This is a genomic window from Rugamonas rubra (assembly GCF_900114705.1).
GTDB lineage: Bacteria > Pseudomonadota > Gammaproteobacteria > Burkholderiales > Burkholderiaceae_D > Rugamonas > Rugamonas rubra.
Genome location: NZ_FOTW01000005.1, coordinates 322,409 through 346,746, shown reverse-complemented (window position 1 = coordinate 346,746; position 24,338 = coordinate 322,409). Strand labels below are relative to the sequence as shown.

General features: G+C 62.5%; 20 protein-coding genes. 6 read left to right on the top strand and 14 right to left on the bottom strand.

What is annotated here, in order from left to right; all coding sequences use genetic code 11:
• Positions 1 to 222: 222 nt before the first annotated feature.
• Positions 223 to 786, top strand: a complete 564-nt coding sequence (locus tag BM252_RS04055; RefSeq protein WP_093383969.1) for a YceI family protein — start codon at positions 223 to 225, stop codon at positions 784 to 786.
• 131 nt (positions 787 to 917) lie between these two features.
• Here BM252_RS04055 and BM252_RS04050 read toward each other — a convergent pair whose 3' ends face one another.
• Together BM252_RS04050 and BM252_RS04045 are read right to left on the bottom strand one after the other, a co-directional pair.
• Positions 918 to 1,541 carry a chromate transporter gene (locus tag BM252_RS04050; protein WP_093383967.1) on the bottom strand — a complete coding sequence of 208 codons (624 nt, stop codon included), beginning with the start codon at positions 1,539 to 1,541 and terminating at the stop codon, positions 918 to 920.
• Positions 1,538 to 2,113 carry a chromate transporter gene (locus tag BM252_RS04045; protein ID WP_093384256.1) on the bottom strand — a complete coding sequence of 192 codons (576 nt, stop codon included), beginning with the start codon at positions 2,111 to 2,113 and terminating at the stop codon, positions 1,538 to 1,540. The genes BM252_RS04050 and BM252_RS04045 overlap by 4 nt, the downstream gene beginning before the upstream one ends.
• A gap of 194 nt (positions 2,114 to 2,307) precedes the next feature.
• On the opposite strand from BM252_RS04045, the gene BM252_RS04040 reads away from it, so the two are divergent.
• On the top strand, positions 2,308 to 2,535 hold the full coding sequence (locus tag BM252_RS04040) for a hypothetical protein (RefSeq protein ID WP_245774074.1): 228 nt from the start codon (positions 2,308 to 2,310) through the stop codon (positions 2,533 to 2,535).
• Positions 2,536 to 2,986: 451 nt separating this feature from the next.
• Here BM252_RS04040 and BM252_RS04035 read toward each other — a convergent pair whose 3' ends face one another.
• The 3 genes from BM252_RS04035 to BM252_RS04025 all read right to left on the bottom strand — a co-directional run bounded on the left by BM252_RS04035 (position 2,987) and on the right by BM252_RS04025 (position 7,986).
• Positions 2,987 to 3,865, bottom strand: a complete 879-nt coding sequence (locus BM252_RS04035; protein ID WP_093383964.1) for a PAS domain-containing protein — start codon at positions 3,863 to 3,865, stop codon at positions 2,987 to 2,989.
• A 423-nt stretch (positions 3,866 to 4,288) separates the two neighbouring features.
• Positions 4,289 to 4,909, bottom strand: coding sequence for a phosphohydrolase (locus BM252_RS04030; protein WP_217429870.1), 621 nt, complete (start codon positions 4,907 to 4,909; stop codon positions 4,289 to 4,291).
• Positions 4,910 to 4,956: 47 nt separating this feature from the next.
• Positions 4,957 to 7,986, bottom strand: a complete 3,030-nt coding sequence (locus BM252_RS04025) for a hybrid sensor histidine kinase/response regulator (RefSeq protein ID WP_093383962.1) — start codon at positions 7,984 to 7,986, stop codon at positions 4,957 to 4,959.
• A 210-nt stretch (positions 7,987 to 8,196) separates the two neighbouring features.
• Here BM252_RS04025 and BM252_RS04020 point away from each other — a divergent pair, with 210 nt between their 5' ends.
• A complete protein-coding gene (locus BM252_RS04020) occupies positions 8,197 to 8,826 on the top strand; it encodes a LysE family translocator (RefSeq protein ID WP_093383959.1) in 630 nt (209 codons plus the stop codon).
• Between the two features lie 42 nt (positions 8,827 to 8,868).
• On the opposite strand, the gene BM252_RS04015 is transcribed toward BM252_RS04020, so the two are convergent.
• From BM252_RS04015 to BM252_RS03990, 8 genes are all read right to left on the bottom strand, one after another.
• The gene (locus BM252_RS04015) at positions 8,869 to 9,834 is read right to left on the bottom strand and encodes a GGDEF domain-containing protein (RefSeq protein ID WP_093384248.1); all 966 of its coding nucleotides are present in this window, start codon (positions 9,832 to 9,834) and stop codon (positions 8,869 to 8,871) included.
• 216 nt (positions 9,835 to 10,050) lie between these two features.
• A complete protein-coding gene (locus BM252_RS04010) occupies positions 10,051 to 10,911 on the bottom strand; it encodes a YceI family protein (protein WP_093383957.1) in 861 nt (286 codons plus the stop codon).
• Positions 10,912 to 11,423: 512 nt separating this feature from the next.
• Positions 11,424 to 11,894 (bottom strand): DUF4844 domain-containing protein, encoded by a 471-nt coding sequence (locus BM252_RS04005; protein ID WP_217429869.1) that lies wholly within the window; start codon positions 11,892 to 11,894, stop codon positions 11,424 to 11,426.
• 608 nt (positions 11,895 to 12,502) lie between these two features.
• Positions 12,503 to 12,898: a hypothetical protein gene (locus tag BM252_RS29890; RefSeq protein ID WP_139236280.1), complete on the bottom strand. Its 396-nt coding sequence runs from the start codon at positions 12,896 to 12,898 to the stop codon at positions 12,503 to 12,505.
• A complete protein-coding gene (locus BM252_RS29885) occupies positions 12,895 to 13,671 on the bottom strand; it encodes an endonuclease/exonuclease/phosphatase family protein (RefSeq protein ID WP_139236278.1) in 777 nt (258 codons plus the stop codon). The genes BM252_RS29890 and BM252_RS29885 overlap by 4 nt, the downstream gene beginning before the upstream one ends.
• 241 nt (positions 13,672 to 13,912) lie before the next feature.
• Positions 13,913 to 14,902 carry a DUF262 domain-containing protein gene (locus BM252_RS04000; protein ID WP_093383951.1) on the bottom strand — a complete coding sequence of 330 codons (990 nt, stop codon included), beginning with the start codon at positions 14,900 to 14,902 and terminating at the stop codon, positions 13,913 to 13,915.
• The gene (locus BM252_RS03995) at positions 14,886 to 15,506 is read right to left on the bottom strand and encodes a hypothetical protein (protein ID WP_093383948.1); all 621 of its coding nucleotides are present in this window, start codon (positions 15,504 to 15,506) and stop codon (positions 14,886 to 14,888) included. Before BM252_RS03995 ends, BM252_RS04000 begins: the two co-directional genes overlap by 17 nt.
• A gap of 485 nt (positions 15,507 to 15,991) precedes the next feature.
• A complete protein-coding gene (locus BM252_RS03990; RefSeq protein ID WP_093383945.1) occupies positions 15,992 to 18,661 on the bottom strand; it encodes a M1 family metallopeptidase in 2,670 nt (889 codons plus the stop codon).
• Positions 18,662 to 18,906: 245 nt separating this feature from the next.
• Between BM252_RS03990 and BM252_RS03985 the strand changes: the two genes are divergently transcribed.
• The 3 genes from BM252_RS03985 to BM252_RS03975 all read left to right on the top strand — a co-directional run bounded on the left by BM252_RS03985 (position 18,907) and on the right by BM252_RS03975 (position 23,791).
• Positions 18,907 to 19,614, top strand: coding sequence for a glutathione S-transferase family protein (locus BM252_RS03985; protein ID WP_093383942.1), 708 nt, complete (start codon positions 18,907 to 18,909; stop codon positions 19,612 to 19,614).
• Between the two features lies 1 nt (position 19,615).
• Positions 19,616 to 20,239, top strand: a complete 624-nt coding sequence (locus BM252_RS03980; RefSeq protein ID WP_093383939.1) for a glutathione S-transferase family protein — start codon at positions 19,616 to 19,618, stop codon at positions 20,237 to 20,239.
• A gap of 429 nt (positions 20,240 to 20,668) precedes the next feature.
• Positions 20,669 to 23,791, top strand: a complete 3,123-nt coding sequence (locus tag BM252_RS03975) for a CHASE domain-containing protein (RefSeq protein WP_093383936.1) — start codon at positions 20,669 to 20,671, stop codon at positions 23,789 to 23,791.
• A gap of 102 nt (positions 23,792 to 23,893) precedes the next feature.
• On the opposite strand, the gene BM252_RS03970 is transcribed toward BM252_RS03975, so the two are convergent.
• Positions 23,894 to 24,280, bottom strand: coding sequence for a hypothetical protein (locus tag BM252_RS03970; protein WP_093383933.1), 387 nt, complete (start codon positions 24,278 to 24,280; stop codon positions 23,894 to 23,896).
• Positions 24,281 to 24,338: the final 58 nt, after the last annotated feature.

The window sequence follows — 24,338 nt, the reverse complement described above, 5'->3', positions numbered from 1 at the left end:
AATGTATTAAGAGCTGCAGCCTTGCGAATTTTCTGTTACTAGCATGCGGCTATTATCGATTTTTTCGATGATAAAGCGGGAAATTTTTCGTTTTACTTCCCAATAGTGCGCGAGCATAATTTGGTTCATTCGATATCATAACAACCAGGCAAGATGTATCGCGTGCACGAAGCGCGCCGCCTGGTCGAATCTTGAATCCCCTGTCCATTTTTGGAGTCCTATATGAAAAAAATTGTTGCCCTGTTGATCGCCGCCGGTTTCTCGATGTCCGCCTTGGCCGCCGAGACCTACAATATCGACCCCAGCCACACCTTCTCGCGCTTCGAGTACAGCCACTTCGGCTACTCCACCCAACAGAGCCGCTTCAACAACACCACCGGCAAGATCACGCTGGACCGCGCCGCCAAGACCGGTTCGGTCGACGTGGTGATCGACACCAAGTCCGTCGACACCGGCAACAGCGTGTTCAACGGCCACATCCAGGCCGAGGACTTCTTCGACACCGCCAAGTTCCCGACCATCACCTACAAGTCGACCAAGTTCAACTTCGACGGCGACAAGCTGGCCTCGGTCGACGGCAACCTGACCATCAAGGGCGTCACCAAACCGCTGACGCTGACCGTGACCTCGTTCCAGTGCATGCCGCATCCGATGCTGAAGAAGGATGCCTGCGGCGCCAACGCGGTGGCCAAGATCAAGCGCACCGAGTTCAACGCCGGCAAATACGCTCCCTACGTCGGCGACGACGTCAGCCTGAGCTTCGCCATCGAGTCCGTCAAAGAGTAAAGGGTGGCCGGTGTGCCGCTAAGACCCAAGGGCGCAACCTAGGGTCGGACCCTCGGGTCCGACCCTGGCTCTTCGCCTGTAGGGTTTGCCGGCATCCCCGGCGCCTTGATTTTTCGTCATTCAACGGCCGCTCAGACCAGTTGCAGGCCGCCGATCAGGGCGCCGGCCGCCATCAGCCACAGCAGGTGGATCTTGGTGCGCCAGATCAGCAGGCAGGCGACGCTCGACAGCAGCCACAGCGGCCAGTCGGTCGACGCTTCACGGTGGGCGCTGCCGAGGATGATGCCGGCCGACACCAGCAGGCCGACCACCACCGGCGCCATGCCCTGTTTGAAGGCGCGCACGCCGCGCAGCTCGCGGTTCCGGTGGCCCCAACGCGCCGCCAGATAGGTCAGCGTGGTGCTCGGCAGCATGATGCCGACCATCGTCACGGCCACACCGAGCAGGGCGGCCGCCATGCTGCCGGCGTTCAAGCCCACATTCCAACCCATCAGGGCGACGAACAGCACGTTCGGTCCGGGCGCCGCCTGGGCGATGGCGATCGAGTCGTTGAACTGCGCCTGGGTCAACCAGTGCTGCTCGACGACGAGGAAGCGGTGCATTTCCGCCGTGGTGGAGATGGCGCCGCCGACCGACATCAGCGACAGCATCAAATAGTGGCCGAACAGATTGAGCCAGTCGGCCCAGTCCAGCACCAATTGCAACGGCGGCAACGGCGGCAACGGCGGCAACGGCGGCAACGGCGGCGCGCTCATGGCTTGAGCCGGCGCCAGGTCAGCACGCAGCCCAGGCCGCCCAGGCTGGCCAGGGTGTAGGGCAGGGGCCAGTGCAACACCACCATGAACAGCACCGCCAGCAGGGCCAGCGGCAGGCTCCAGGCCAGCGGCAATGGATGCTTCTTCAGCGCCGAGGCCAGCTTGACGCCGGTGGCGACGATCAGGCCGGCCGACACGGCCGCCATGCCGCGCAGCGCGCCGGCCACGGCGGCGTTGTCGGCGTAGTGCCCGTACAGCACGGCCAGCAGCACGACGATGACCAGCGGCACGGCCAGCATGCCGGACAGCGCCGCCATCGCGCCGGGCAGGCCGAAGTAGCGGCCGCCTATCATCAGCGCCAGGTTGGCCACGTTGGGGCCGGGCATGATCTGGGCGACCGCCCATTCTTCGATGAACTCCTCCTGCGTCAGCCAGCGTTTGCGCTCGACCAGCTCGCGCTGCACCACGGCCAGCACGCCGCCAAAGCCCTGCAGGGCCAGCACGGTGAAGGAGAGGAACAGGTCGCTGAGGGAGGACGGGCGGGGCCGGTCGGGGTCTGTCGCAGGAGTCATGGCGGCATTATCGCTGCCGCCGGGGCCGCTGTCCATGCGGGTTTCCACGTGCCGGGCATGGCGGCGTGGCACAAAAATATCGCCCGGCGATGGAAGGCTGACATTGACTTTGGCCGCCATTGTTCGATACTCTCCCTGCCACCCCGCTTTGGCATTGGCCTGGACCGATTTCCTCCATTGAAAAGAGACCGATCATGATCAACGCTTCCGCCATGGACGCTTCGCAGGCCAGCGCGCCGCCCGTCATCCATCAACTGCGTAGCAATATGCAGAGCAGCGAGGTGGTCGACCGGGGCATCTCGGTGCAGGCCAGCTTCAGCTCGATTTGCGCCATCGAATACCTCAAATCCCACAACATCGACCCCGAAGTCATCGAACGGGTGCTATTGCATCCAGAACAGCGGCGAAAACCCCGCCATTGACGGCGATCCGCCTCGCCTTGCCTGGCCTGCCGGGCTTTTTTTCCGGCAGGAAATTGGTGCGTCCGTGCTATTTATCGCTTTGCCGCCCGGCGGCTTAAGTTATGCACAAATAATATGGATAAGAAAAATCATGATATTTTTTCAGGCGGCAAACCAGGTTATCGTAAGCCATTGATTTATAAGGACTATGTTTTTGCCTTTTGGATAGGCAGTTTGTTGTAAGCCGCACCGTTACAGGGTCTCCGGGCTGTCAATAGGGGGTTGTCCACAAAGATATCCACAGCCATTGTGGATATCCGAAAAACCCCTTAACAATCCGCAACTTAGCCTCTTCCATCTACTTGCAGAAAGCAAGATGCCGGAGTTTACCGGGGAAGTTCGACGAAATTACCGGTAGATGACAACTGTATGCCTGTACAGTGCTTCTTGTCATAAGTTGTCGGGGATGCCACTAACAGGACGTGGCGAGGGCGATGTACTGACTGGGTTTGCCGTCGGCGTCCAACGTGGGCGTCACGCTCAGCCGCAGCTTCAGCAGCTCGCCGTCGCGGCGCCGCAGGGCGACCACCTCGCTCCAGGCTTCGCCACCGGTCAAGGCCGCCAAGGCCGCCGCCTGCTGCTCGGCCGGCCAGGCTTGCGGCGGCAGGGCCTCGCAGCCCTGGCCCAGCAGCTCCTCGCGCGCATATTGCAGCTCGGCGCAGAGCTTGTCGTTGACCTCGGTGATCTTGCCCTTGGGGTTCAGCGTCATCAGCATGGCGTGCTGGTCCAGCGCGGCCAACAGTTGCCGGCTCCTGGCCAGCGCCGCCGTCAGCGCGTCGCTGCGCTGGCGCGCCGTCAGCAGGTTGGCGTAGCTGCGCAGCGAGGAGATCACCGTGGTGAACAGCTTGCGCGTGGTCAGGTCGGTCTTGCACCAGAAGTCGTTGATGTCGTAGTCGAGGATGATGCCGTGTTCCAGCGCCTGGCCGGGCTGGCCGGTGCGCAGCACGATGCGCACCAACTGGTTGTCGAGTTCCTCGCGGATCTGCCGCGCCACGCGCAGGCCGGCGTCGCTGGTCTCCATGATGACGTCGAGCAGCACCAGCGCCACGTCGGCGCTGTGGCGCAGGATGGTCAGCGCCTCGTCGCCGCTGTAGGCGTGCAGAAAGCACAGGCGGCGCCCCATGAAGCAGGCGTTGCTCAATGAAAATTTCGTCACCACATGCACATCAACGTCGTCGTCGACGATCAGCACCTTCCACGGCGCCGGCGCGGCCTTGCTGGCGGCCGGGGCGGCGGGGTTCGATTCGTCATCGATCATCCATTGCGTGCTGTCGTCGTCGTTCAGGTTCATGCATCTTCCTGTGGCGAGTGAATTGACCTGTTCCGTAGAGTGACACTATTCCTAGGCGGATGTTTTGTCAAAGGATTCCCGGCCGGCCGTGGCAAGCTTATTTTAAGCACAAAATATATTTTTTGTACGGATGCGGAAGATCGTTGACGAGCCGAGTTGCATGTTTGTAAGTCATTGATTTTATTCATAAAAATTATTGCCTGTGGATTGGGCATTTTGTTGAAACCCGCATCAGTGCTGGCGTTCCGCGCTGTCAAGTGGCACTTACCCACAACCTTATCCACAGTTGGTGTGGATATCTATGAAAAGCGCTTTAAAAACGGTCGCTTAGCCGGACTTGGTGAGAAAGCGCCTGCGAAGTGGCGCTCCCGACCGGCCGCAAAGCCGCTGCCCATGCGGCTTGCGCACTGTTTTGGTGCTTGCTTAGAGGCGTGCTTTAAGCAGATTTAATTGCTCCAGGAAACGTTCGCAGGCCAGCGCCGGAGTCCATGGTTCCCACGGCGTGCCGCCATATAGTTGTTGCAAAGGGTCAACATCGAGTGGCGTGGCGCTGATTTTCAGGGTGCGGCGCACCTCGTGGCGCGACCAGCCGACCACGTGCACCGCCTCGCTGGCGGCGGCCAGGCGGTCGGCGCGCTTGTGCAGGACGTGTTCGCGGCTGGTCCAGTGCGGCAGGCCGTAGCGCAGGAACACCGCCTGCTCCAGCCGCTGGGTCAGCTCGCGGAAGGCCTCGCCGAGGAAGGGTTTGAGCACGGAGATGCAGTCGAAGCCGAGCAGGCCCTCCTCGGCGTCGTGCAGCAGCTCGCGCAGCTCGCGTACCGGGTCGGGCGGCTGGGCGCCGGCGGCGCGGCGGATCAGCATGACGGCGATCGAGTGCTGCGCCACCGACAGCGGCAGCGGCCAGGCCGAGTGGCCGCCCCAGCGGTAGGTGCGGGCCAGGCCCAGCGCCAGGTCGGCGTCCTCCCAGTCGAAGGGGGTGGGGGCGAGCAGGTCCAGCCGTTTGGCCGAGGGCATGCGCACCCAGGCCCTGATTTCGTTGCTCATGTCGCGCGACTCATGTGGATATTTTTCCTGGTGTTGGTGTGTGTATGCTACAGCGGATCGGTCCGCTCGCGGCCGGCGCCGTCGGCCAGCGTGGCGACGCAGTCGCTGCAGGGGCTGGCGCGCAACTCGGCGCAGGCCTGTTGCAGCGCTTGTTCCAGCTGTGGCAGGGCGGCGACCACCGGGGCCAGCGCGCCGGTGCCGGCCAGCGCCTCGAGCTCGTGGCACAGCTCGTGCAGCCGGGACGAGCTGAGGTAGCCGGCGCTGCCCTTGAGCGCGTGCAGCGCCGCCGCGGCCGCCGCCGCGTTGCCTTCGGCCAGCGCCTGGCTCACCAGCGCCAAGCGGCGCGGCGCCTCGTCGAGGAAGGCCTGGGTGATGCGTTGCAGGTGTTTGTGCGACAGGCCGGCCAGCGGCAGGATACGGATCGTCTCGGGCTGAAGCGGGCAGGCGGCGTCGCTCGGCGACTGCCGCGCCGACGTGCTGGCCGGTGCCGCCGGGCCGGTCTCCGGCTGGGCCGGATCGGCCAGCGCTTGCCCCTGCGCCGGTTCGGCAGCCAGGGGCACCACGCCGAACTGGGCGGCCAGCTCGGCATCGCCGGGCGGCGCCGGCTCGGCGCTGGCCGGGCGCAGCGTGCGGCCACGGGCCAGCAGGCGGGCGATGGTTTGCTCGAACTGGTCGAACAGCAGGCGTTCGTCGACCGGCTTGCTGAGGAAACCGTCCATGCCGGCGGCCAGGTAGCGGGCGCGGTCGAGGTCGCTGGCGTTGGCGGTCAGCGCGATCACCGGCACGGTCGGATCGAGCACGCGGTATTGCAGGTCGCCGCCGGCGCGGATCTGCCGCACCGCCTGCTCGCCGTCCATCAGCGGCATGCGGCCGTCCATCAGCACCAGGTCGTAGCTGGCGCTGGCCAGCGCCTGCAGCGCCTGCAGGCCGTTCTCGACCAGGTGGATGTCGTGGCCCATCTGTTCGACCAGGGTGGCGATGATGATCTGGTTGGTGCGCACGTCCTCGGCGCACAGCACGCTGAGCCGGTAGGCGTGGCGCTGCCGGCGCGGCGCGGCGAGCGGGTCGGCCGGCGGCGCGGTGCCGGGCGCCAGCGGCAGGGTGACGTGGAAGGTCGAGCCGGCGCCGATCCGGCTGTCGACGCCGATGGCGCCGCCCATCAGCTCGGCCAATTCCTTGCAGATGGCCAGGCCCAGGCCGGTGCCGCCGTAGCGCCGGGTGGTCGAGTGGTCGGCCTGCTCGAATTTTTGGAACAGGCGCGACAGCGTGGCCGGGGCGATGCCGGGGCCGGTGTCGCTGACGGCGAAGCGGATCGCCGCCACGCCGCCTTCGCCGCCGCCGCCTTCTCCCGGAACGGCCGGCAGCGCCGTCACGCGCAGCTGCACCTCGCCGCCGTCGGTGAACTTGATGGCGTTGCCGAGCAGGTTGAGCAGGATCTGGCGCAGCCGGGTCGGGTCGCCGCGCACGTAGCGCGGCAGGTCCAGCGCCACGTCGCGGCGCAGCAGCAGGCTCTTGGCGTCGGCCTGGGCCTGCAGGATGGCGACCGCGTCGTCGAGCAACAGTATCAGGTCGAAGTCGACGCTTTCGACGCTCAGCTTGCCGGCGTCGATCTTCGAGTAGTCGAGGATGTCGTTGAGGATGGTCAGCAGCGCCTCGCCGTTTTGCAGGCCGATGCGCAGGTATTCCTCGGTGCGGCCGCGCACGCTGGCGTCGCGCATGGCGAACTTGAGCATGCCGATCACGCCGGCCAGCGGGGTGCGGATGTCGTGGCTCATCGCCGAGAGGAAGTCGATGCGGTGGCGGCTGACCACCTCGGCGTGCTCCTTGGCCGCGTTCAGCTCGGTGGTGCGCTCGGCGACGCGCTGCTCGAGCGTGTTGCGCAGCAGGCGGATCTGGTCGGCCAGGGCGAAGGCCAACAGCAGGCCGTCGAGGGTGCCGCCGAGCAGGGTGAACAGCTGGGCGTTGGCCACCACGGCGGGGATCAGGCCGACGTTGGCGGGCAGGATCAGCAGGCCGGGCAGCATCAGCGCGGCGAAGCCGAGCACGAAGAAGCGCGCCGGCTGGTAGCCCTGGCGCCAGACGACGATGCCGCTGAGCAGGGCCAGGACCATCCAGACCATGATGACGATGGTGGCCAGGGTGTGGGCGTAGGCGAGCGCGAAATAGCAGCTGGGCATGGCCAGCAGCGGCAGCACCAGGTTCAGGCGGCTGAGCCGGTATAGCCGGGGCGCGTGTTGCTGCAGGCGCAGGAAGCGGGTGTAGAACAGGGTGCTGAGCACCGGCAGCAGGAAGAAGGGCAGGTAGTGGACGCGCAGCTCGTGCCAGTCGAACAGGTCGGTGCCGAGGTGGAAGGTCAGGCCCCAGCCGGCGGCGTAGCTGAGCACGTACAGCGAGTAGTACAGCGAGGACGGGTCGCGCGTGTAGGAATAGATGAAAAAGTTGAACAGCGCCAAGGCCAGCAGGGCACCGATGGCGGCGATGGTCAGCACGTTCTCGCGCGCCACCAGCAATTGGTAGGCCGGCTGCGGCGCCAGCGCGAACACCGGCGTGCGCGCGTAGTAGGGGCTGGAAAAGCGCAGCAGCAACTGGTAGCGCTGGCCCGGCTGCAATGCGACGTCCTTGCCGTAGTGCAGCATATAGTCGTGCGGCGCGCGGTAGCCCGTCTGCAGGTGGTTGACAGTGCTATCGGCGCCGTACAGGCCGATGTCGACCCGCTCGATCAGCGTGTCGTTGGGGTCGACCACCCAGGCGCTCGAATTGCTGTCGTTGCGCAGTTCAACGTGCAGCCAGTAGCTGCCGCCCAGCAGGTCGACCTTGGCGGCGGGGCGCAGGCCGGCCAGCATGGCGGGCAGGGCGGCGGCGCTGGCCGGGGCGGACTGGCCGGCGTCGGCGTGGTAGAGCGTGGCATGGGGCGCCAGGTCGAGACTGGTTTGGCCGTCCTGCAGGCTGGCCAGCGGCGTGGCACGGGCCGGGGCGGGCAGGGCGCAGAGCAGGCACAGCAGGCTTAGCAGGCAGAACAGGTAAAGCGGCCCCGCAGCGGGGTGGTTTGCGGCAAGACGTGGCTGAAGAATTGTCATCTTGCGTGCAATACTCGTGGGTGGTCGGGGTGGTCGGGCCGCAGCTGCGGCGCTGGCGTCGGCAGTAAAAGAAGCGGCCGGGCAAGCCATTTTAATCGACAACGCCATGTCGCTGGCGAAACGCAAGCCACTGCCGTGCGCCAGCGGCGCTTTTGCCAACGCGCCCGCCGCGCGGGTATCATGGCGGCTTTTCGACCGGGAAACTGTATCGTGCTCATTACTCCAGAACAAGCCATCGCCTTCCTCGGCGTCGCCGTCGCGATCACCGCCTCGCCGGGACCGGACAACCTGATGGTGCTGGGCGTGGGCATGTCGCGCGGCCGGCGGCAGGGCATGGCCTTCGGTCTCGGCTGCGCCCTTGGTTGCCTCAGCCACACGGTGCTGGCCACGTTGGGTGTAAGCGCGCTGATCGCCGCCTCGCCGCTGGCCTTCGGTGGCCTCAAGCTGCTCGGTGGCCTGTATTTGGTCTGGCTCGGCATCGGCGCCCTGCGCAGCCGGGGCGGCGCCAGCGTCGACGGCGCCGGCCTGCCGGACGACAGCCTGGGCAAGCTGTTCGCCAAGGGCTTGTTCGCCAACAGCATCAACCCGAAGGTGGTGCTGTTCTTCCTCTCCTTCCTGCCGCAGTTCGTCGTCGCCGAGCGCGGCGACGTCAGCTGGCAGACGGCGCAGCTGGGCCTGATCTTCACGGCGCAGGCCTGCCTGCTGTTCGGTTTGCTCGGTTATTTTTCCGGCGCGGTGGGCAAGTGGATCAACCGCCATCCGCGCGCCGGGCTGTGGCTGGACCGCGTTGCAGGGACGATTTTCGTCGGCCTCGGCGTGCGCTTGATGGTGGCGCGCTAGCCGGCGCGGTGCGGCGCTGGTGCTGGGGCAGGAAGGCCTTGCTCAGGCGGCGTCCGCCGGCGCCGGCGCGTTGGCGTCCGGTAGGTAGGCGTTGACGCGGTTGCGGCCGCCGCTCTTGGCCTGGTACAGCGCCTGGTCGGCGCCGGCCAGCAGCCACTTGCAGTCGACGCTGTTGGCGTCGTCGGCGGCGGCCACGCCACCGGAGAATGTGTAGGCAAAGCCGGGCGCGACCGCATCGACGGTTTGCCGCGCCAGCTGCTCGACCATGCGGCGCAGCACGAACAGCGCCTCCTCGACGCCGGTTTCCGGCAGCAGGATGGCGAACTCCTCGCCGCCCAGCCGGCCGATCATGTCGACGGCGCGCAGGTGCTGACGCATGAAGGCGGCGAAGTGGCGCAGCACGGCGTCGCCGGCCGGGTGGCCGTGGCGGTCGTTGACGCGCTTGAAATGGTCGAGGTCGAGCATCGCCAGGCACATCGGGTGGCGGTAGCGGCGCGCCCGCGCCAGCTCGGTGTCGAGCTGCTGGAAGAAGTGGCGGCGGTTCGGCATGCCGGTCAGCTCGTCGGTCAGCGCCAGGCGTTGCAGGTCGGCGTGGGCTTGCTTGAGCTCGAACTCGACCTTTTTCTGCTTGCTGATGTCGGTGCACAGCACCACCATCTCGCCACCGGTGTGAACCTGCTCGTTGAGCAGCAGCCAGCGGCCGTCGATCAGGTCGACCTCGAAGCTGCGGAAGCGGACGCTGCGCTGCCGGCTGTGCACGTGGGCCAGCCACTCGTCCAGGCTGGCCGCCTCGATCAGTGGACCGCTGCGGTGGGTGTAGGCCCAGGCCATCATGTCGTCGTAGTGCTTGCCGAGCATGGCGCCGTCGGGGAAGCCGAACATGCAGGCGAAGGCGCGGTTGTGGAACAGGAAGATGTTGTTGGCGTCGAGCACGGCGATGCCGTTGTCGCTGTCGACGGCGTCGCGCAGCAGGATCTTGGACAGGCTGGCGGCCGACGGTTGCTGCATATACATGTCTCCATTGTTCTCGGCCCAGCATAGTCCGCGCGATGGCGCGCTGTCAACGGCGCGTGCGCGCCTGTCTCTTGAATCGGCGGAAAGGTTAATGGAATTGTCATCAAGCCGTCATGCTGCACTGCGACAATGGCCTTGCTCTTTCAAGTCTCTCCCGATTTGAAACTTTTCGCCCGCAGCGCAAGCTCGCGGGCATTTTTTTTTGTCGCCTCACGGCGCCAGGGCGACCAGTTCGAAGCGCAATTCCAGCTGGTCCTGCACGGCGAGCGCGCCGCCCATCAGCGAGTAGGGCACGATGCCGAAGTCGCTTTGCTTGAAGCGCGCCGTGCCGCTGGCGCGCAGCGTGTTGTGCTCGCGTTCGATGCGCACCGGTATCGTCAACGTGCGGCTGACGCCGTGCAAGGTGATGCTGACGGCCAGCGGAACGTCGGCATTGGCATCGGCATTGGCATCGGCGTTGCTGGCGGCGCCGGCCGCCGCGCCGCGCTCGACGTGCACCTGGACCAGTGGATAGCGTTCGGCGTCGAGCACCTTGACCAGCATGTTGTGGCGTGTGCCGGCGATGGCGTCGGCGCCAGGTTGCGTGTCCAGACCGGCCTGGGCGCGCAGTTCGGTCTCGTCGACGCTGAGCTGGTCGAGGCGGAAGCTGAAGTCGGCCAGGCCCGCCGCCGGCGCGACCAGGCCGTTGACGGCGCGGCTGGCCACCACGTGGTCGTGGCCGAAGCGGGCGAAGGCGCCGCCGCGCCGCACCGTGACGGCGATCAGCGAGCGGCCCGGTGCGATGCTCAGCACCTGTTGGCCGAGCTGGCGGGCGCGCTGGTAGGGCGCCAGCGTTGCCGCGTCCATGTTGGCGTCGGCCGCGCCGGGTGTGGTTGGCGCTGGCGCAGCGGCCGCTGTGGGCACAGGCTGCGCTGTTGCCGGGAACGATGGCGCGACTGGTGTTGCCGGCGCCTCCGCCGTGCGCGCCGGTGGCGGCGCCAGCGGCGCGCAGGCGTTCAACAAGGCTGCCAGCAGCAGTGCGGTCGTCAGCCGCGGGGCGCTGCGCCGCGCCGGGGACGTCGGTGTGTTCATTGCAAATCCCTTGCTCGTGTAAGGTCTCTCGTCGAGATTGGCGAAAGTTTGTCGACGGTCATTTGGCCGTCATATTGCCCCTATATGATCCGTCTCGCTGTACCAAGCGTGCTCCAGTTGGTCACCATGTCCAAGCTGGCAAGGGATGTCACGGAGCATGACTCAGCAGGCTAGCCGGTGGCCTTAAACATCGGCACCAATTCCCCTTCAATGCCAGGCCGACGCGCCTGGCATTGTGCATTTCCTCCCCGCGCGACCCATCCACCCCGGCATTCTGGCACGGCGAAGGGGTATTTAAGCTGTCTTAATGAAGTCCTAAGCCTGACTTTGGGGATTGCTGGCAAAGTAACACCTGTAGCGCGCGGTTCAAGCCAAGCGACAGGTTGCCGGACTTCTTTTCCGGCACGAATTTTATCCAGGCGGCACGATTGCCGCCGGACACCGACCATCCCCACGCCTAAAAAGCGTTTCAGGCCGGCCCATCTCACGATGTGGCCGGCCTTTTTTTGTTCCTAAATGATCCAGCCATACGGGAAGCCGTAGCGCCAGACATTGAATAGTTCGGCGGAGCTCTCGACGCCACAAATTTCCATCACTTTGCTGAGATACTCGAGAACTTGGTCGCGCTCTTCGGATTCCGTGGTGTTGAAGTTGGCCAGTGTGGTTTTCATTGTCCTGAGGACGGTTGAGCGCTGCGGCCGTTTGGGCAACTCTGCGATGAGGGACTGGATCGTCGAATCTACCGCCGCCTGCGCCATCAGCCTCTGACGTTCATTGACCGCGCCGGGGTAGAAGGTAAGGCCATCGGGACCAAACTTATGTTCCGATTGCAGAGTGCGCAAGCGCTGAATGACGTCGGGTGTTACGGACAATTTGTGGTCGTTGAAGCCGGTTGGCCAAACGTAAAAGCTTAGACCGGACAGGCCTGCAAAGACAATCACGGCAAATACGATTGCGATACTGGCAAGTATTTTGAGAAACAATTGGTCTACCTTGCAAAAATGGTGTCGCAGAATGTTGAACGTCCGCTTGTGGCTGCTTGTTGTCTAGCATTTCACTGTGTTATCCCTGTTGTAACGAGCACCTGCTTGAGATCTGGCAATCTCAACCCAAGCAGATTCATCAACTGCCAGTTCCTAAAATGCCCGGATTGCTTGGTTGACGATTTAGCAAGCCACTTCGCCCATCAACTTGGCGATGGTACGTTTCAATTCGACTGTTTTCTTCCGAATTGTTGACGAGCGTGTGGATCAACGCTGTGTTCAGCGCGGACATTGTGTCGATGCCGCCGTCCCTAATCGCCCGCGCGGATGCAACTGTTAAGGTATTCATCTTTTGCACTTGAAATTTCGCTTCGCTGGATGACAGCTCCTGGTCGCCATCATCTGCCCCACCTCGTCAACTCCGGACATCGGCCGGGGACTTTCCTGCTAATTATTGAAGCCAGAAGGCAAGCCACCGATCAACTCAATAGCCAAAATTATCATATTTTATTGCATTAAGGCAATGGTTAATTTGAAGATTGTCAGTTCGAAAAGGACGTATTTTATGAAATTCTCGAAATAGGCCCCACTTCAAAGAATTGTCGAAATTAGAAAGGAATATCGTCTCCATCATCGCGAACCTGAGCAAGGAGCGCTTCAATGATTTTTCTGGTGGCAGATCCAGATAGTATTTCACCTAATGCGGTCCTAAACTCGCTTTCATCTTCACATTCTAGAGGAGGTTTCCCCGCATAAAAAATTTTTGCCGGATACAAGTGGACATCATGAGTAACTGTAAATAAATGATAGCGATAATTATTAAGTGATTCAGCCTTTATGAAGAAATCAATATTAAAGCCACCGTTATTTGGTTTTTTTATAGAAACACCGCTCAACGCGCGGTCAGTAGCAACTTCTAAGACTTTCCCTTGTGTAACCAAAATAGAATTTGGGGTGTTTAAGTTTCCAGGCTTTGGAATTGTTCCCCATAGATTATCATTCATAGCGGTGTTTCCGTCGTAAGATTTAAAAAAAGTGGGAAATGGTCAGACCCGTTCTCTTCTATTACTTCAATATTTTCCGGGGAGAAGTATTTTATTAAATCAGGTCGAATCAGCAATTGATCAAAAGTGTGCCAAAAATGATTAACATCAACTGCTTTACTGTATTTGTGCGTGCCGGGTGGCCCCTGTGTTAAATCGCCAAGCATTCCCCACATCGGGTTGTAAAAAAATGAATATTTTCTACCTTTGACAATCCGATCGCGCTTACGGGCAATGTTTCTATCCAAGACTGCGTGCATACCATTCGCAGCTACCATTCCATCCTCAAACGGTGACATATTAAAGTCACCAATAGCTACCGTGTTAAAAATTATACGTTCGGATTCTGTTGAGCGAATGGTTTTAGCCAAATATTGGGCCTCGATCATTTGATCTGTTGGTTCGGCATGTAGTTTGCTGGGTAAATGCACTGCCACAAGTAATATTGGCGGGCCCAAGTAAGGAATAACTTGACGAACTGAAAAATAGTTATCATCTAAAATAGGCAAAAAACGATCTGCTGGGTATTTTGAGTAAAATTTTATCCGTTTGGAAATGTTTAGTCCATTAAAGAAAACCCGTTCCTTGCCATTGTTTAAAGTACGCAACAGAGCGGAATCTTCAATTTTCGATTCCGCCAATATCAATACATCGGGATCATAGCTGTCACATAATGAAGAAAGCTTTGCACTCAAGTCTAATTTGTTTATATTCCAAAAGAGAATTCTTGGCATGTCGGGGCAGTAATGTATTGGTTAGAGAATGCCTATATCGACCATGTATTGGAAATAGATAATCCAGTGTTGCACTTGGAATTTGGGCAGCTTTAGTGTAGATGGAGTCGAATTTCGCTTCGTTCAGTGGTTAAGTATAATTCAATGTTGAATTTACTGCGGCGACCAAATTTTGTAAATTTATAAAAAATTTAAAGGGGGCAAGAAAAAAATCTCTAAATGGCAATGAAAATTACAATGATTAACTGAAGCAATATTTTTTAACATATTCGCCTCGAACAACTCTAGCGGCCCGACCATGTGTAGCTTGATACATATATGAATAATACTTGTAAAATTCAGAATTTGTGTTCATCTTATTCGCCATAACTTGCTCTTCCAAGGAAAGAAGTCGAGCCTTTAGATCAACTGGAAGGTTGTCCACATGCTTAGCAACTTCAACAACCAATGTGAAGAAATTTGATTTTCTGAACCACATGGAATCAAAAGGCAAATCCAAATCACTAATAATGGCGAATGTTTTTATTAACAATGCGATCATATGATCGCGTTTAGGATATTCTTCATTATACTCAGAAACCTTCGGTTCAACCTCGCGGTCTTGAGCGAAGTATCCCCCAGTTTCCAATGTGGCCATCACTAAGAATATAAAATGTAGGTCTGCCATGCGAGTGAACTCCGATTCGCGAAGTACACCGTACTTTGCGAGATCGATATTCTCCAAAATGAATTTTGCGGCTTGGATGAATTGTCCATCATAGACGGCATTATGAATTTCAATATCATCCAATTTGAATTTAGTAAGATTTATTCGCCGAAATATCTCTCGAGTAGTATCTTCATCTACTTTCCCCAAATCTCGCATAACTATCTGATAGCTTACAAAGTCTTCCTTCTGCGCGTCACTCAGACTCTGATAGGGTAGAACTTTGACGGGCGCTGCGTCATGTTTCCCTTCTATATAATTTCTTATTGTTGTAAGACGTTGTTGTCCATCGATCACCAACCTAGTTGTTCGCAATTTCTGCACGTCAACAGCACCTTCGCATACATAGATTTCAGGAAATGGTAGCCCCTTTAGGATCGTGTCGATAAAGGCCTCCTGATGTTCAATAGTCCAAACGAATTTGCGCTGAAAATCAGGGCGAAGGATCAATTTTCCCTCATCAATTAGCTGGTAAACATCTGCTACTGTTGGGTTGGTAACGCTCGGTTTAATTTGAAGTGCCATGTTGCATTCCAATCTTCAATTTTGTTCGTAAAGTAAATAGTCCGCTCAACGCGTAACGTTCAAGATGATCGTAACTCTTAAATGCGCCGGCTGTAACTTTATAGTTTCCGACTTCACTTTTCCCATATGAAATGGAGCTGAAGAAATCGAACCATCTTTTTTTAAGTGTCGAAACTCGAAATGAAGATGGTAGTAAATCTGGACGCATCCAGCCGATCGCGCCATATTCCAAAAATTTATGATATTTATTCAATTCGTATTCTGAAACGGCTTTTCTATTTCCTCGCAATTCCATTTGATAATCATGAATTGATGCCATTACTTGATCATAAAGTTTGCCGGAAATAATGGCGACGTCAATGTCTGAGTCGTAATCAAATGCCTTACTTTTATGCGGGCTGAATCCAAGCTTCGCGGAGCCAGTGATAATCACATCGTGAAAGCTTATTTCAAAATGATTCGCTATTCTCTTGCGAAATTCATAATATGCATCTTCGTTGCCGCCGAAAACAACTGGTGTTCCATGGAGATTTCGTCGGCGACAAAAATCTAACAGAGCGTCATCATCAACAGTCGCTGCCAGGGCAGAAAGAAATTTATCCATGTATTTTATAGGCCTACTCAAAAAGCACATAATTGTTGCACCGATTTACAATTCTTATGCGTATATTTGTTTTGATTTCTTAATGGGCAGAATCAGACAATTACGTATTGTTGCTGATTTAATATTATGTTTTACATATTTGATTGGCGAAAAAACAGAGACCTAGGATTTTAAATTCCCCAAAGGAATGCTCATGTTTTATTAAAAAGCTCACAAATGAATCAGTAGTACCGAGACCTAACATAAGTAACGATAAAGTCGCACCTAACTTTCCCGCTAGGAATGCACACATACTAAGCGCACAAGTGGAAATGGTCAAAACTTTTCCTATGGCCCTATTTGAGAGCTGAGCATAGACTGGCGAGCAGTAAGTCGAGCATGGTCCCAACGGATTTCTAATTGTTCCGCTGATGTGGCTGCGGCCCCCCCCTGCTGAAGCGCAAACCGAAGGCGCCGGCACGGCGTCTTCGGTCCGCCGCGCCGGCTTAGCGCGGCTGGGCGGCCAGCCAGGCGTCGATTTCCGGCAGGCGCTCGCTGCGCACCTTGATGCGGTACTCGATGCCGGCGATGGCGCTCTTGGTGTCGCCGCGCGCGCTGGCGCTCAGGTTGGCGTCGGCGTAGGCCTTGAGCTTGGCGATCATCGCCGGGTCGGCCGAACTCTTGCCCAGGCCGGGGAAGTAGCGGCTGCGCGAGTTGGCGTCGACGCGCTTGTTCAGCTCGGCCTGGTTGGCCAGCGCGAAGTCGAAGGCCAGGTCCGGATGGCGGTTGGCGACGCGGCTGATCATGCCCGGGCCGGTGGTGGCGTCCGGTTCGGCGCCGATGGCCAGTTGCAGCGCGCGCTTGGCCTGCGCCGGGTCGGCGGCGGCGGCCAGCAGGCCGTACAGCTCGGCCTTGACCAGCGGCGTCTTCTCGGCCTGGGCGGCGGCGTGCAGGGCGTCCCAGGTGGCGGCGTCGGCGTGGCGCGCCACCACGGTGAGCACGGTGCGGCGCAAGGCCGTCGGCAGGGCGCTTTGGTCGGCGTAGCGGCGGCGCGCCTCGGCGATGACGAGCGGGTCGCCCAGGTCGCCCAGCGTTTCGATCAGCTCTTCACGCAGGTTGATGATCGAGGTGGCCTCGCCGGCCTTGGCTTCCCAGCCGATGTGGGCCAGCAGCGGCGTCAGGCGGGCGATGGCGAACTTGGCGAAGCGCTGGCGTCGCTCCGGCTGCGCCTCGTAGGAACGGTCCAGGGAGTGGAACACCTCGACGATCTTGCCCCACACCTGGGGATCGGCCGCCAGCGAGGTGGCCTTGGCCAGGTCGAGGAAGTTGGAGGCCGGTTGCAGGCCGGCCATGCTGAGCGACCAGCTGTCGGCCATCAGGCCCAGTTGGTCGATCGGTGCCAGTTGGTCGAAGCCGCCGGCCAGCGCGGCGAAGGCCTTGGGCGCGTAGACGGTGCGGTAGTAGCCGGCTTGGCCGGCGTTGACCAGCACTGGGCCGCAGCCCGGCACGCTCAGGCTGGCCTTGCCGCCGCTGACGACGGTGCGCGCCGGCTTGCCGCCGATGGTTTGCGCCACCACCGGCACGCGCCAGGACAGCGCCTGCTTGTTCGGCAGATCCTTGCTGAACTCGCCCTGGGTCAGGCTCAACTGGGTGTTGCCGTTGCGGCAGACGGGGTCGGCGACGCGGATCAGCGGCACGCCCGGTTGCAGCGTGAAGTCGTGGGCGATGGCGCGCACCGGCAGGCGGGCGGCCTTCTCGACCTGCTTCCACAGGTCGTCGGAGACGGTGTTGCCGTACTTGTGCGCCTGCATGTAGGCGCGCACGCCTTCGCGCCAGGCGTTTTCGCCGACGTAGTTCTCCAGCATGCGGATCACCGCCTCGCCCTTCGAGTAGGTGATGGCGTCGAAGGCCTGGCTGGCCTGCTCGACGGTGTCGATGTGCTGCACCACGGGGTGGGTGGTGACCAGCGCGTCGCGCTCCATGGCGCCCTCGCGGCTGCCGATGGCGCCGAGCGCGGTGTTCCATTCGGGATGCAGGCGGCTCATGGTGCGGTTCTCCATCCACGAGGCGAAGCCCTCGTTGAGCCAGAGGTCGTCCCACCAGCGCATGGTGACCAGGTCGCCGAACCACTGGTGGGCCATCTCGTGGGCGGCCACTAGGAAGGAGGCTTGCTTGTCGCTTTGCGTGGAGATGCTCGGGTCGAGCAGCATCACGTGCTCGAAGGTGAAGATGGCGCCCCAGTTTTCCATCGCACCGAAGAAGGGGCTGCGGCCGGGGGCGGCGATGTTGTCCAGCTTGGGCAGCGGATACTTGACGCCGAAGTAGTCGTTGTACTCGCGCAGCACGGCGCGCGAGGAGTCGAGGGCGAACTGGGCCTGGCCCAGCGCGCCGCGCTTGGTCACCACGCCCAGCTCGACGCCTTGCTCGACGGCGCTGGCGCGCTCGAAGTCGCCCAGGCCGAAGAACAGCAGATAGGTCGACATCTTCGGCGTGGTGGCGAACTGCACGCGCTTGCGGCCGTCGCCCAGCTCGCTGCTGGCGGCGATCGGCATGTTCGACAAGGCCATCAACTGCTGCGGCACGACGGCCTCCAGCGCGAAGGTGGCCTTGTAGTCGGGCTCGTCCCACGAGGGGATGACGCGGCGCGCGTCGGAGTTCTCGAATTGGGTGTAGAGGGCGCGTTGCTTGCCCTGGGCGCTGTCGTAGTCGAGCGAGAATAGGCCGCTGGTCTGCGTGCCGATCTTGCCGCTGTAGACCAGTTTGAGCTGGTACTTGCCGGGCGCCAGCGGCTGGGCGAAGCGGAAGCTGGCCGTTTCGTTCTTGTCGTCGACGTTGATGGCGGCGGCCTGTTGCAGGGGCTGGCCGGGGCCGGCGCTGATGGCGGCGCTGCTGAAGGCCAGCTCGGCCGCGTTCAGGGTCAGCGTGTCGCCGCGCTGCTTGACTTCCAGCGCGATGGTGACGCTGGCGTCGAAGGTGGCGGCGGCGGCGTTCGGCGTCAGCGAGACGGCGTAGTGGCTGGGCACTGCGTTGCGCGGCAATTGGGTGGTGGTCTGGCCTTTGGCGAGCGCGGCCTTGGCCGGCGCGGCGGGCTTGGCGGCGGCCGCGCCGACGTGGGCGGGGACGGCGCTCAGGCCGATGAGCGCCAATACGGCGGCCGAAATCAATTTGCGTTGCATGCGGTGTCCTTCTTGTAGAGGTAGAGTGGCGGTGGTGTGACGTTGATGCGTGCTACCAGGCCGACGCCGGAGGGTGTCCGGCGTCTTGCGTGTAGCAATCTAAGGGCAGTCGCGCCCCTTGTCAACCAAGCAATCTTCCTTGCATCCCCCTGGCCCAAGCAAACGGCGGAAAATGCGGCTATGATCGAAGTCCGCCGGCGTGCGCGCCGCGCCCGAACGAGCCAAAAAACAACGAAAGGCAGACCATGATCGATTTGTACACGGCGGCCACGCCGAACGGCCACAAGATTTCCATCGCGCTGGAAGAGCTGGCGCTGCCCTACACGCTGCACGCGCTGGAGCTGTCGAAGAACGAGCAAAAGGAGCCGTGGTTCCTGGCGATCAATCCGAACGGCCGCATTCCGGCCATCGTCGACCGCGCCGCCGACAACTTCGCCGTCTTCGAGTCGGGCGCCATTCTGATCTATCTGGCCGAGAAGACCGGGCAGCTGATGCCCGCCGACGCCAAGGGCCGCTCGCAGGTGCTGCAGTGGCTGATGTTCCAGATGGGCGGGGTCGGTCCGATGATGGGCCAGGCCAATGTGTTCTTCCGCTACTTCCCGGAAAAACTGCAGGGCGCCATCGACCGCTACCAGGGCGAGAGCAAGCGCCTGTTCCGCGTGCTCGACGGCCGCCTGCGGGAACACGAGTTCCTGGCCGGCGACTATTCGATCGCCGACATCGCCAACTGGGCCTGGGTGCGCACGCACAACTGGTCGGGCGTCAACCTGGACGGCCTGCCGCACCTGCAGCGCTGGGTCGACGCCATCGCGGCGCGGCCGGCGGTGCAGCGCGGCATCCTGCTGCCGCCGTCGCAGCTGGACCGCAACGCCAGCGAGGAAAAAGCCCAGCAGTTCGCCGCCGAGGCGCGCAAGATGCTGGAGACCGGCCAATCCACCCAAGCGGGAGTCTGAGATGAAGCTCTACACCACCGCCCGCGCGCCCAATCCGCGCCGGGTCGCCATGTTCATGGCCGAGAAGGGCATCGAGGGCGTCGAACTGGTCCAGGTCGACATCATGCAGGGCGAGCACAAGCGGCCGGAGTTCCTCGCCAAGAATCCGCTGGCGCGGGTGCCGGCGCTGGAGCTCGACGACGGCCGCGTGCTGTGCGAGACGCGCGCCATCTGCACCTGGCTGGAGGGCTACGCGCCGGAGCCGAACCTGATGGGCGAGGGCTATGAGGAGCGCGCCTTCATCGAGATGGCCGACCGCCGTGTCGAGCTGCACCTGCTGCTGGGCGCGGCCAACTGGATACGCCACGCCCATCCGGCGCTGGCGCCGCTGGAACAGCCGCAGTTCGCCGAGTTCGGCAACAGCCAGGCCGACAAGATGCGCGAGACGGCGCGCTGGCTGGACCAGACGCTGGCCGGGCAGGAGTACATCGCCGGCGCCCGCTTCACCATCGCCGACATCACCGCCTTCTGCGCGCTCGAGTTCGCCCGTGGCCTGATGAAGTTCCGTCCCGGCGCCGAGGGCATGGAGCATCTGCAGGCCTGGCGCGACCGCATCGCGGCGCGGCCGAGCGCGGCGGCCGGCTAGGCCCGGGCCCAAGGCCTAGCCGGGGCTATGGTTGAGGCCGTGTCCGAATGTCGGCACTGACCCCGGCTGCTCTGACCCCGGCTGCTGCCCCCGGCCGCTGACCCTGGCTGGAGACAAGCCGGGGGCAACCCGGTCGGCGCCGGCGATTGCGCTCAACGCTGCGTGCCGTCGTCCTGGGCCGCCTTGGCATAGTAGACATGGTCCGGGTAGGTATGCATGCCATCCTCCCCATTCACTCATCTTTAGAGTGGCGCGGCGGCGCCATGGTTCCGCCACGGGGGAGGCGGACCCGGCTGCCGTTTTGTCAGGTAAACGTGGTTCGGCGGCGGCATTGATAGTATGCTGCTGTGATGCAAATTTCGAACCTCTCCCTGGCCGGCGGCCGCCGTCCGGCCGGGCCGGTTCCTTCTCGATGAAAAGTGGCGGGCGATGCGCAAATTAGGTGATCTGGGGAAAACGCTGGCCAATTCGCGCGCGCTGATCTGGGGCGTTGGCCTGTCGCTCGCCCTGGCGGTGGGCGCCAGCCTGTACCTGGCCGCCGCCAAGACGGTCGACGACGACGCCGAGCAGCGCTTCGAGAACCTGACGCGCAGCACGCAGTACAGCATCTCGGCGCGCGTCAAGTCCTACTCCGACCTGGTGCGCGGCCTGGTGGCGTTGTTCCAGACCTCGGACGCGCTGAGCCGGCGCCAGTTCCACGACTACGTCGCCAGCCTCGACCTGGCGCAGCACTTCCCCGCCATCGAGGCGCTGACCTTCGCCCCGGTGGTGGCCGACGCCCAGCGCGACGCCTTTGTCGCCGCCGTACGGGCCGACCGCAGCCTGGCGCCGGACGGCTATCCGCAGTTCGACATCCGCCCGCCCGGCCGGCGCCCGTCCTACGCCGTGCTGACCTATCTGGAGCCGGCCGCGCTGATGCGCGAGAAGTTCGGCGTCGACATCGCCAGCAACCCGGCCATCGAGCGCGCCATGGCCGCCTCGCGCGACAGCGGCCAGGTCAGCGCCTCGGGCCAGCCTATCGTCGTCAAGCTGCCGGTGCCGCACATCGGCCTGGGCATGCGCCTGCCGGTGTACCGCCGCGGCATGCCGCTGGCCGACGTGGCCGGCCGCCGCGCCGCCTATGTCGGCTCGGTCGGCATCGGCTTCAGCGTGCCCAAACTGGTGCAGGGGGCGATCGACGAGATGGCGGTGCGCCAGGTCCACCTGACCCTGTACGCCGACGGCAGCAACGACGTCGAGCAGCGCCGCCTGGCCATCGAGAAGAGCGACCGCCTGCTGTTCAACGACAACGGTTCGATGGTCGCCAGCCCGATCCCGCCGGGCCAGCAGGGCGACTATTTCGAGTCGGTGCTGCCGATCGACTTCAACGGCAGCCTGTGGAAGGCCTACTTCCGCGTCCGCAAGGCCGACCTGCTGACCGGCTTCGACGTGGTCTTTCCGTGGATCGCGCTGCTCACCGGCTTCGCCGGCACCATGCTGATCTACGGCTACTTCCTGGTGCTGAGCGGCTCGCGGCGCAGCGCGGTCAAGCAGCGGGTCCTGCTCGACACCGTGCTCAACAACGTCGACGCCCACGTCTACATGAAGGACGCCGACCGCCGCTACATCTATGCCAACGCCAAGATGGCCGAGGTGATGGGCCTGCCGGTGCAGGACATCATCGGCCGGCTCGACCGCGAGCTGATGCCGGCGCGCAGCGCCGACGCCGTCTGGGCCGAGGACCGGCCGATCTTCGACGACGGCCTGAAGCGCTCCGGCGAGGGCCAGTACAGCGACCGCGACGGCGTGGTGCACCACCTGTGGACGGTCAAGGTGCCGGTGGTGATCGACGAGGCGGTGACGGCGGTGATCGCCCTGTCGACCGACGTCACCGAGCTGCACAACCTGAAGGTGCAGGCCGACGCCGCCAACCAGGCGAAGAGCGACTTCCTGTCCAACATGAGCCACGAGATCCGCACTCCGATGAACAGCATCATCGGCATGGCCCACCTGGCGCTGAAGACGGTGACCCATCCCAAGCAGCGCGACTACCTGCAGAAGATCTACCACTCCGGCCAGCACCTGCTGGGCATCATCAACGACATCCTCGACTTCTCCAAGATCGAGGCCGGCAAGCTCGAGCTCGAGGTGCTCGACTTCGGCCTGGAGTCGCTGCTGGCCAACATCTCCAACCAGCTCGGCGAGAGCGCCGCGCGCAAGGAGCTGGAGCTGGTCTACGAGATCTGGCCTGGCCTGGCGCACCAGCTGCGCGGCGACCCGCTGCGCCTCGAGCAGGTGCTGCTCAACTTCACCGGCAACGCCATCAAGTTCTCCGAGAACGGCAAGATCCACATCCGCGCCCGTCCGCTGGAGGACCGCGACAGCCACACGGTGGTGCGCTTCGAGGTGGAGGACCGCGGCATCGGCATGAGCGAGGCCGAGATGGCGCGCCTGTTCCAGTCCTTCCAGCAGGCCGACAACTCGACCACGCGCAAATACGGCGGCACCGGCCTGGGCCTGGTGATCAGCAAGCAGCTCGCCGAGCTGATGGGCGGCGAGGTCGGCGTCGACAGCCGGCCCGGCGAGGGCAGCACCTTCTGGTTCACCGCCCGGCTCGACAAGGGCACCAACTTCCTCGAGCGCAGCGGCGACGCGCTGCAGCCCGAGGTGCTCGAGAGCATACGCGGCGCCTCCATCCTGCTGGTCGAGGACAACGTGTTCAGCCAGCAGGTCGGCCAGGAGCTGCTGGAGGACGCCGGCGCCACCGTCTGTGTCGCCAACAACGGCAAGGAGGCGATCGACCTGCTGTTCCAGGAACGCTTCGACTGCGTGCTGATGGACGTGCAGATGCCGGTGATGGACGGCTTCGAGACCACCCGCATGATCCGCGCCCACCCCAAGCTGGCCGGCACCCTGGTGATCGCCATGACCGCCAACGCCGGCCGCGAGGACCAGCAGCGCTGCATCGAGGCCGGCATGGACGAGTTCGTCACCAAGCCGATCGCGCCCAAGCTGTTGTTCGCCGTGCTGGCCAAGTGGATAGACCGGCGCGCCCGCGCCGCCGAGGGCGCGGCGGCCGGCGCTGGCGGGCCGGCCGGCGCGCCAGCCGGCCGGCCCGGCGGCGGTCCCGGCGGCGGCCTGGCCGCCGTGCCGGCGCCGGCCGCCAACGGCGCGCTATACCAGCCGGCGCGCGGCGGCGACGGCCAGATGCTGTCGGCCGACGCCGAGCTGTTCGACGTGGCGGCGCTGGGCCAGACCTTCGGCAACAAGCCCGACAAGATGCGCAAGTACGCGCTGCTGTTCCTCGACTCGGCGCGCGACGGCATGGTCGAGGTTGACGCGGCGCTGGCCGAGGGCGACCTGATCCAATTGTCCGAGCTGGGCCACCGCATCAAGTCGTCGGCGCGCGCCGTCGGCGCGATGAGCTTCGGCGACCTGTGCCTGGCGCTCGAGCACGTGCGCCACGACGAGGAAAGCGGCCGCGCCGCCCAGCTGGTGGCGCAGATGCACGCGCTGCTGCCGCGCCTGCGCGAGCAGATCGCCCAGGAGCTGCTGGCCAACACGCCCGGCTAGACATATCAGGCGGCGGGCGGGGAAATTTTCAGGGAAACGCGGCGGAGCGGGTGGCGCGGGATGCTGCCGCAAAGCTGGCCTGGCCGCCAAGGTGGCGCCGGCCTACTTGCAGGACGGCGGCTGGGCCGGTGCCGGCGACAAGAAGACCACGCCGTCGGCGCACACCAGGTAGGCGATGCGCACCTGCGAGTCGGCCGGCCGGCTGATGCTGGCCAGGTGCAGGGTCTTGGTCAGCCCCTCCCTGGTCTGCTGCAGGCGGATCAGCGACTTGCCGGGATGCTCGGCGGACGGCGCGGCGACGTCGAGTGTCAGACCGTCGGCGTTGATGCTGGCCGCCGTGCCCGCCGGCACCTCCAAACCGTAGTTCTTCGCGGGCCCGTTGCCCTCCTGCAGAGAAACAACATAGCGCAGGTTCGGACTGGCCTGGACGCCGAACGCGGCCAGGGCCAGCAGTACGGCGCAGGCGCCGTGGACGGTGGAGGAAGTCATGACTGATGCACTCGCTTTCTGCAGTGTGGTGGACAGACTGGAACGGTTTCCGGCGATG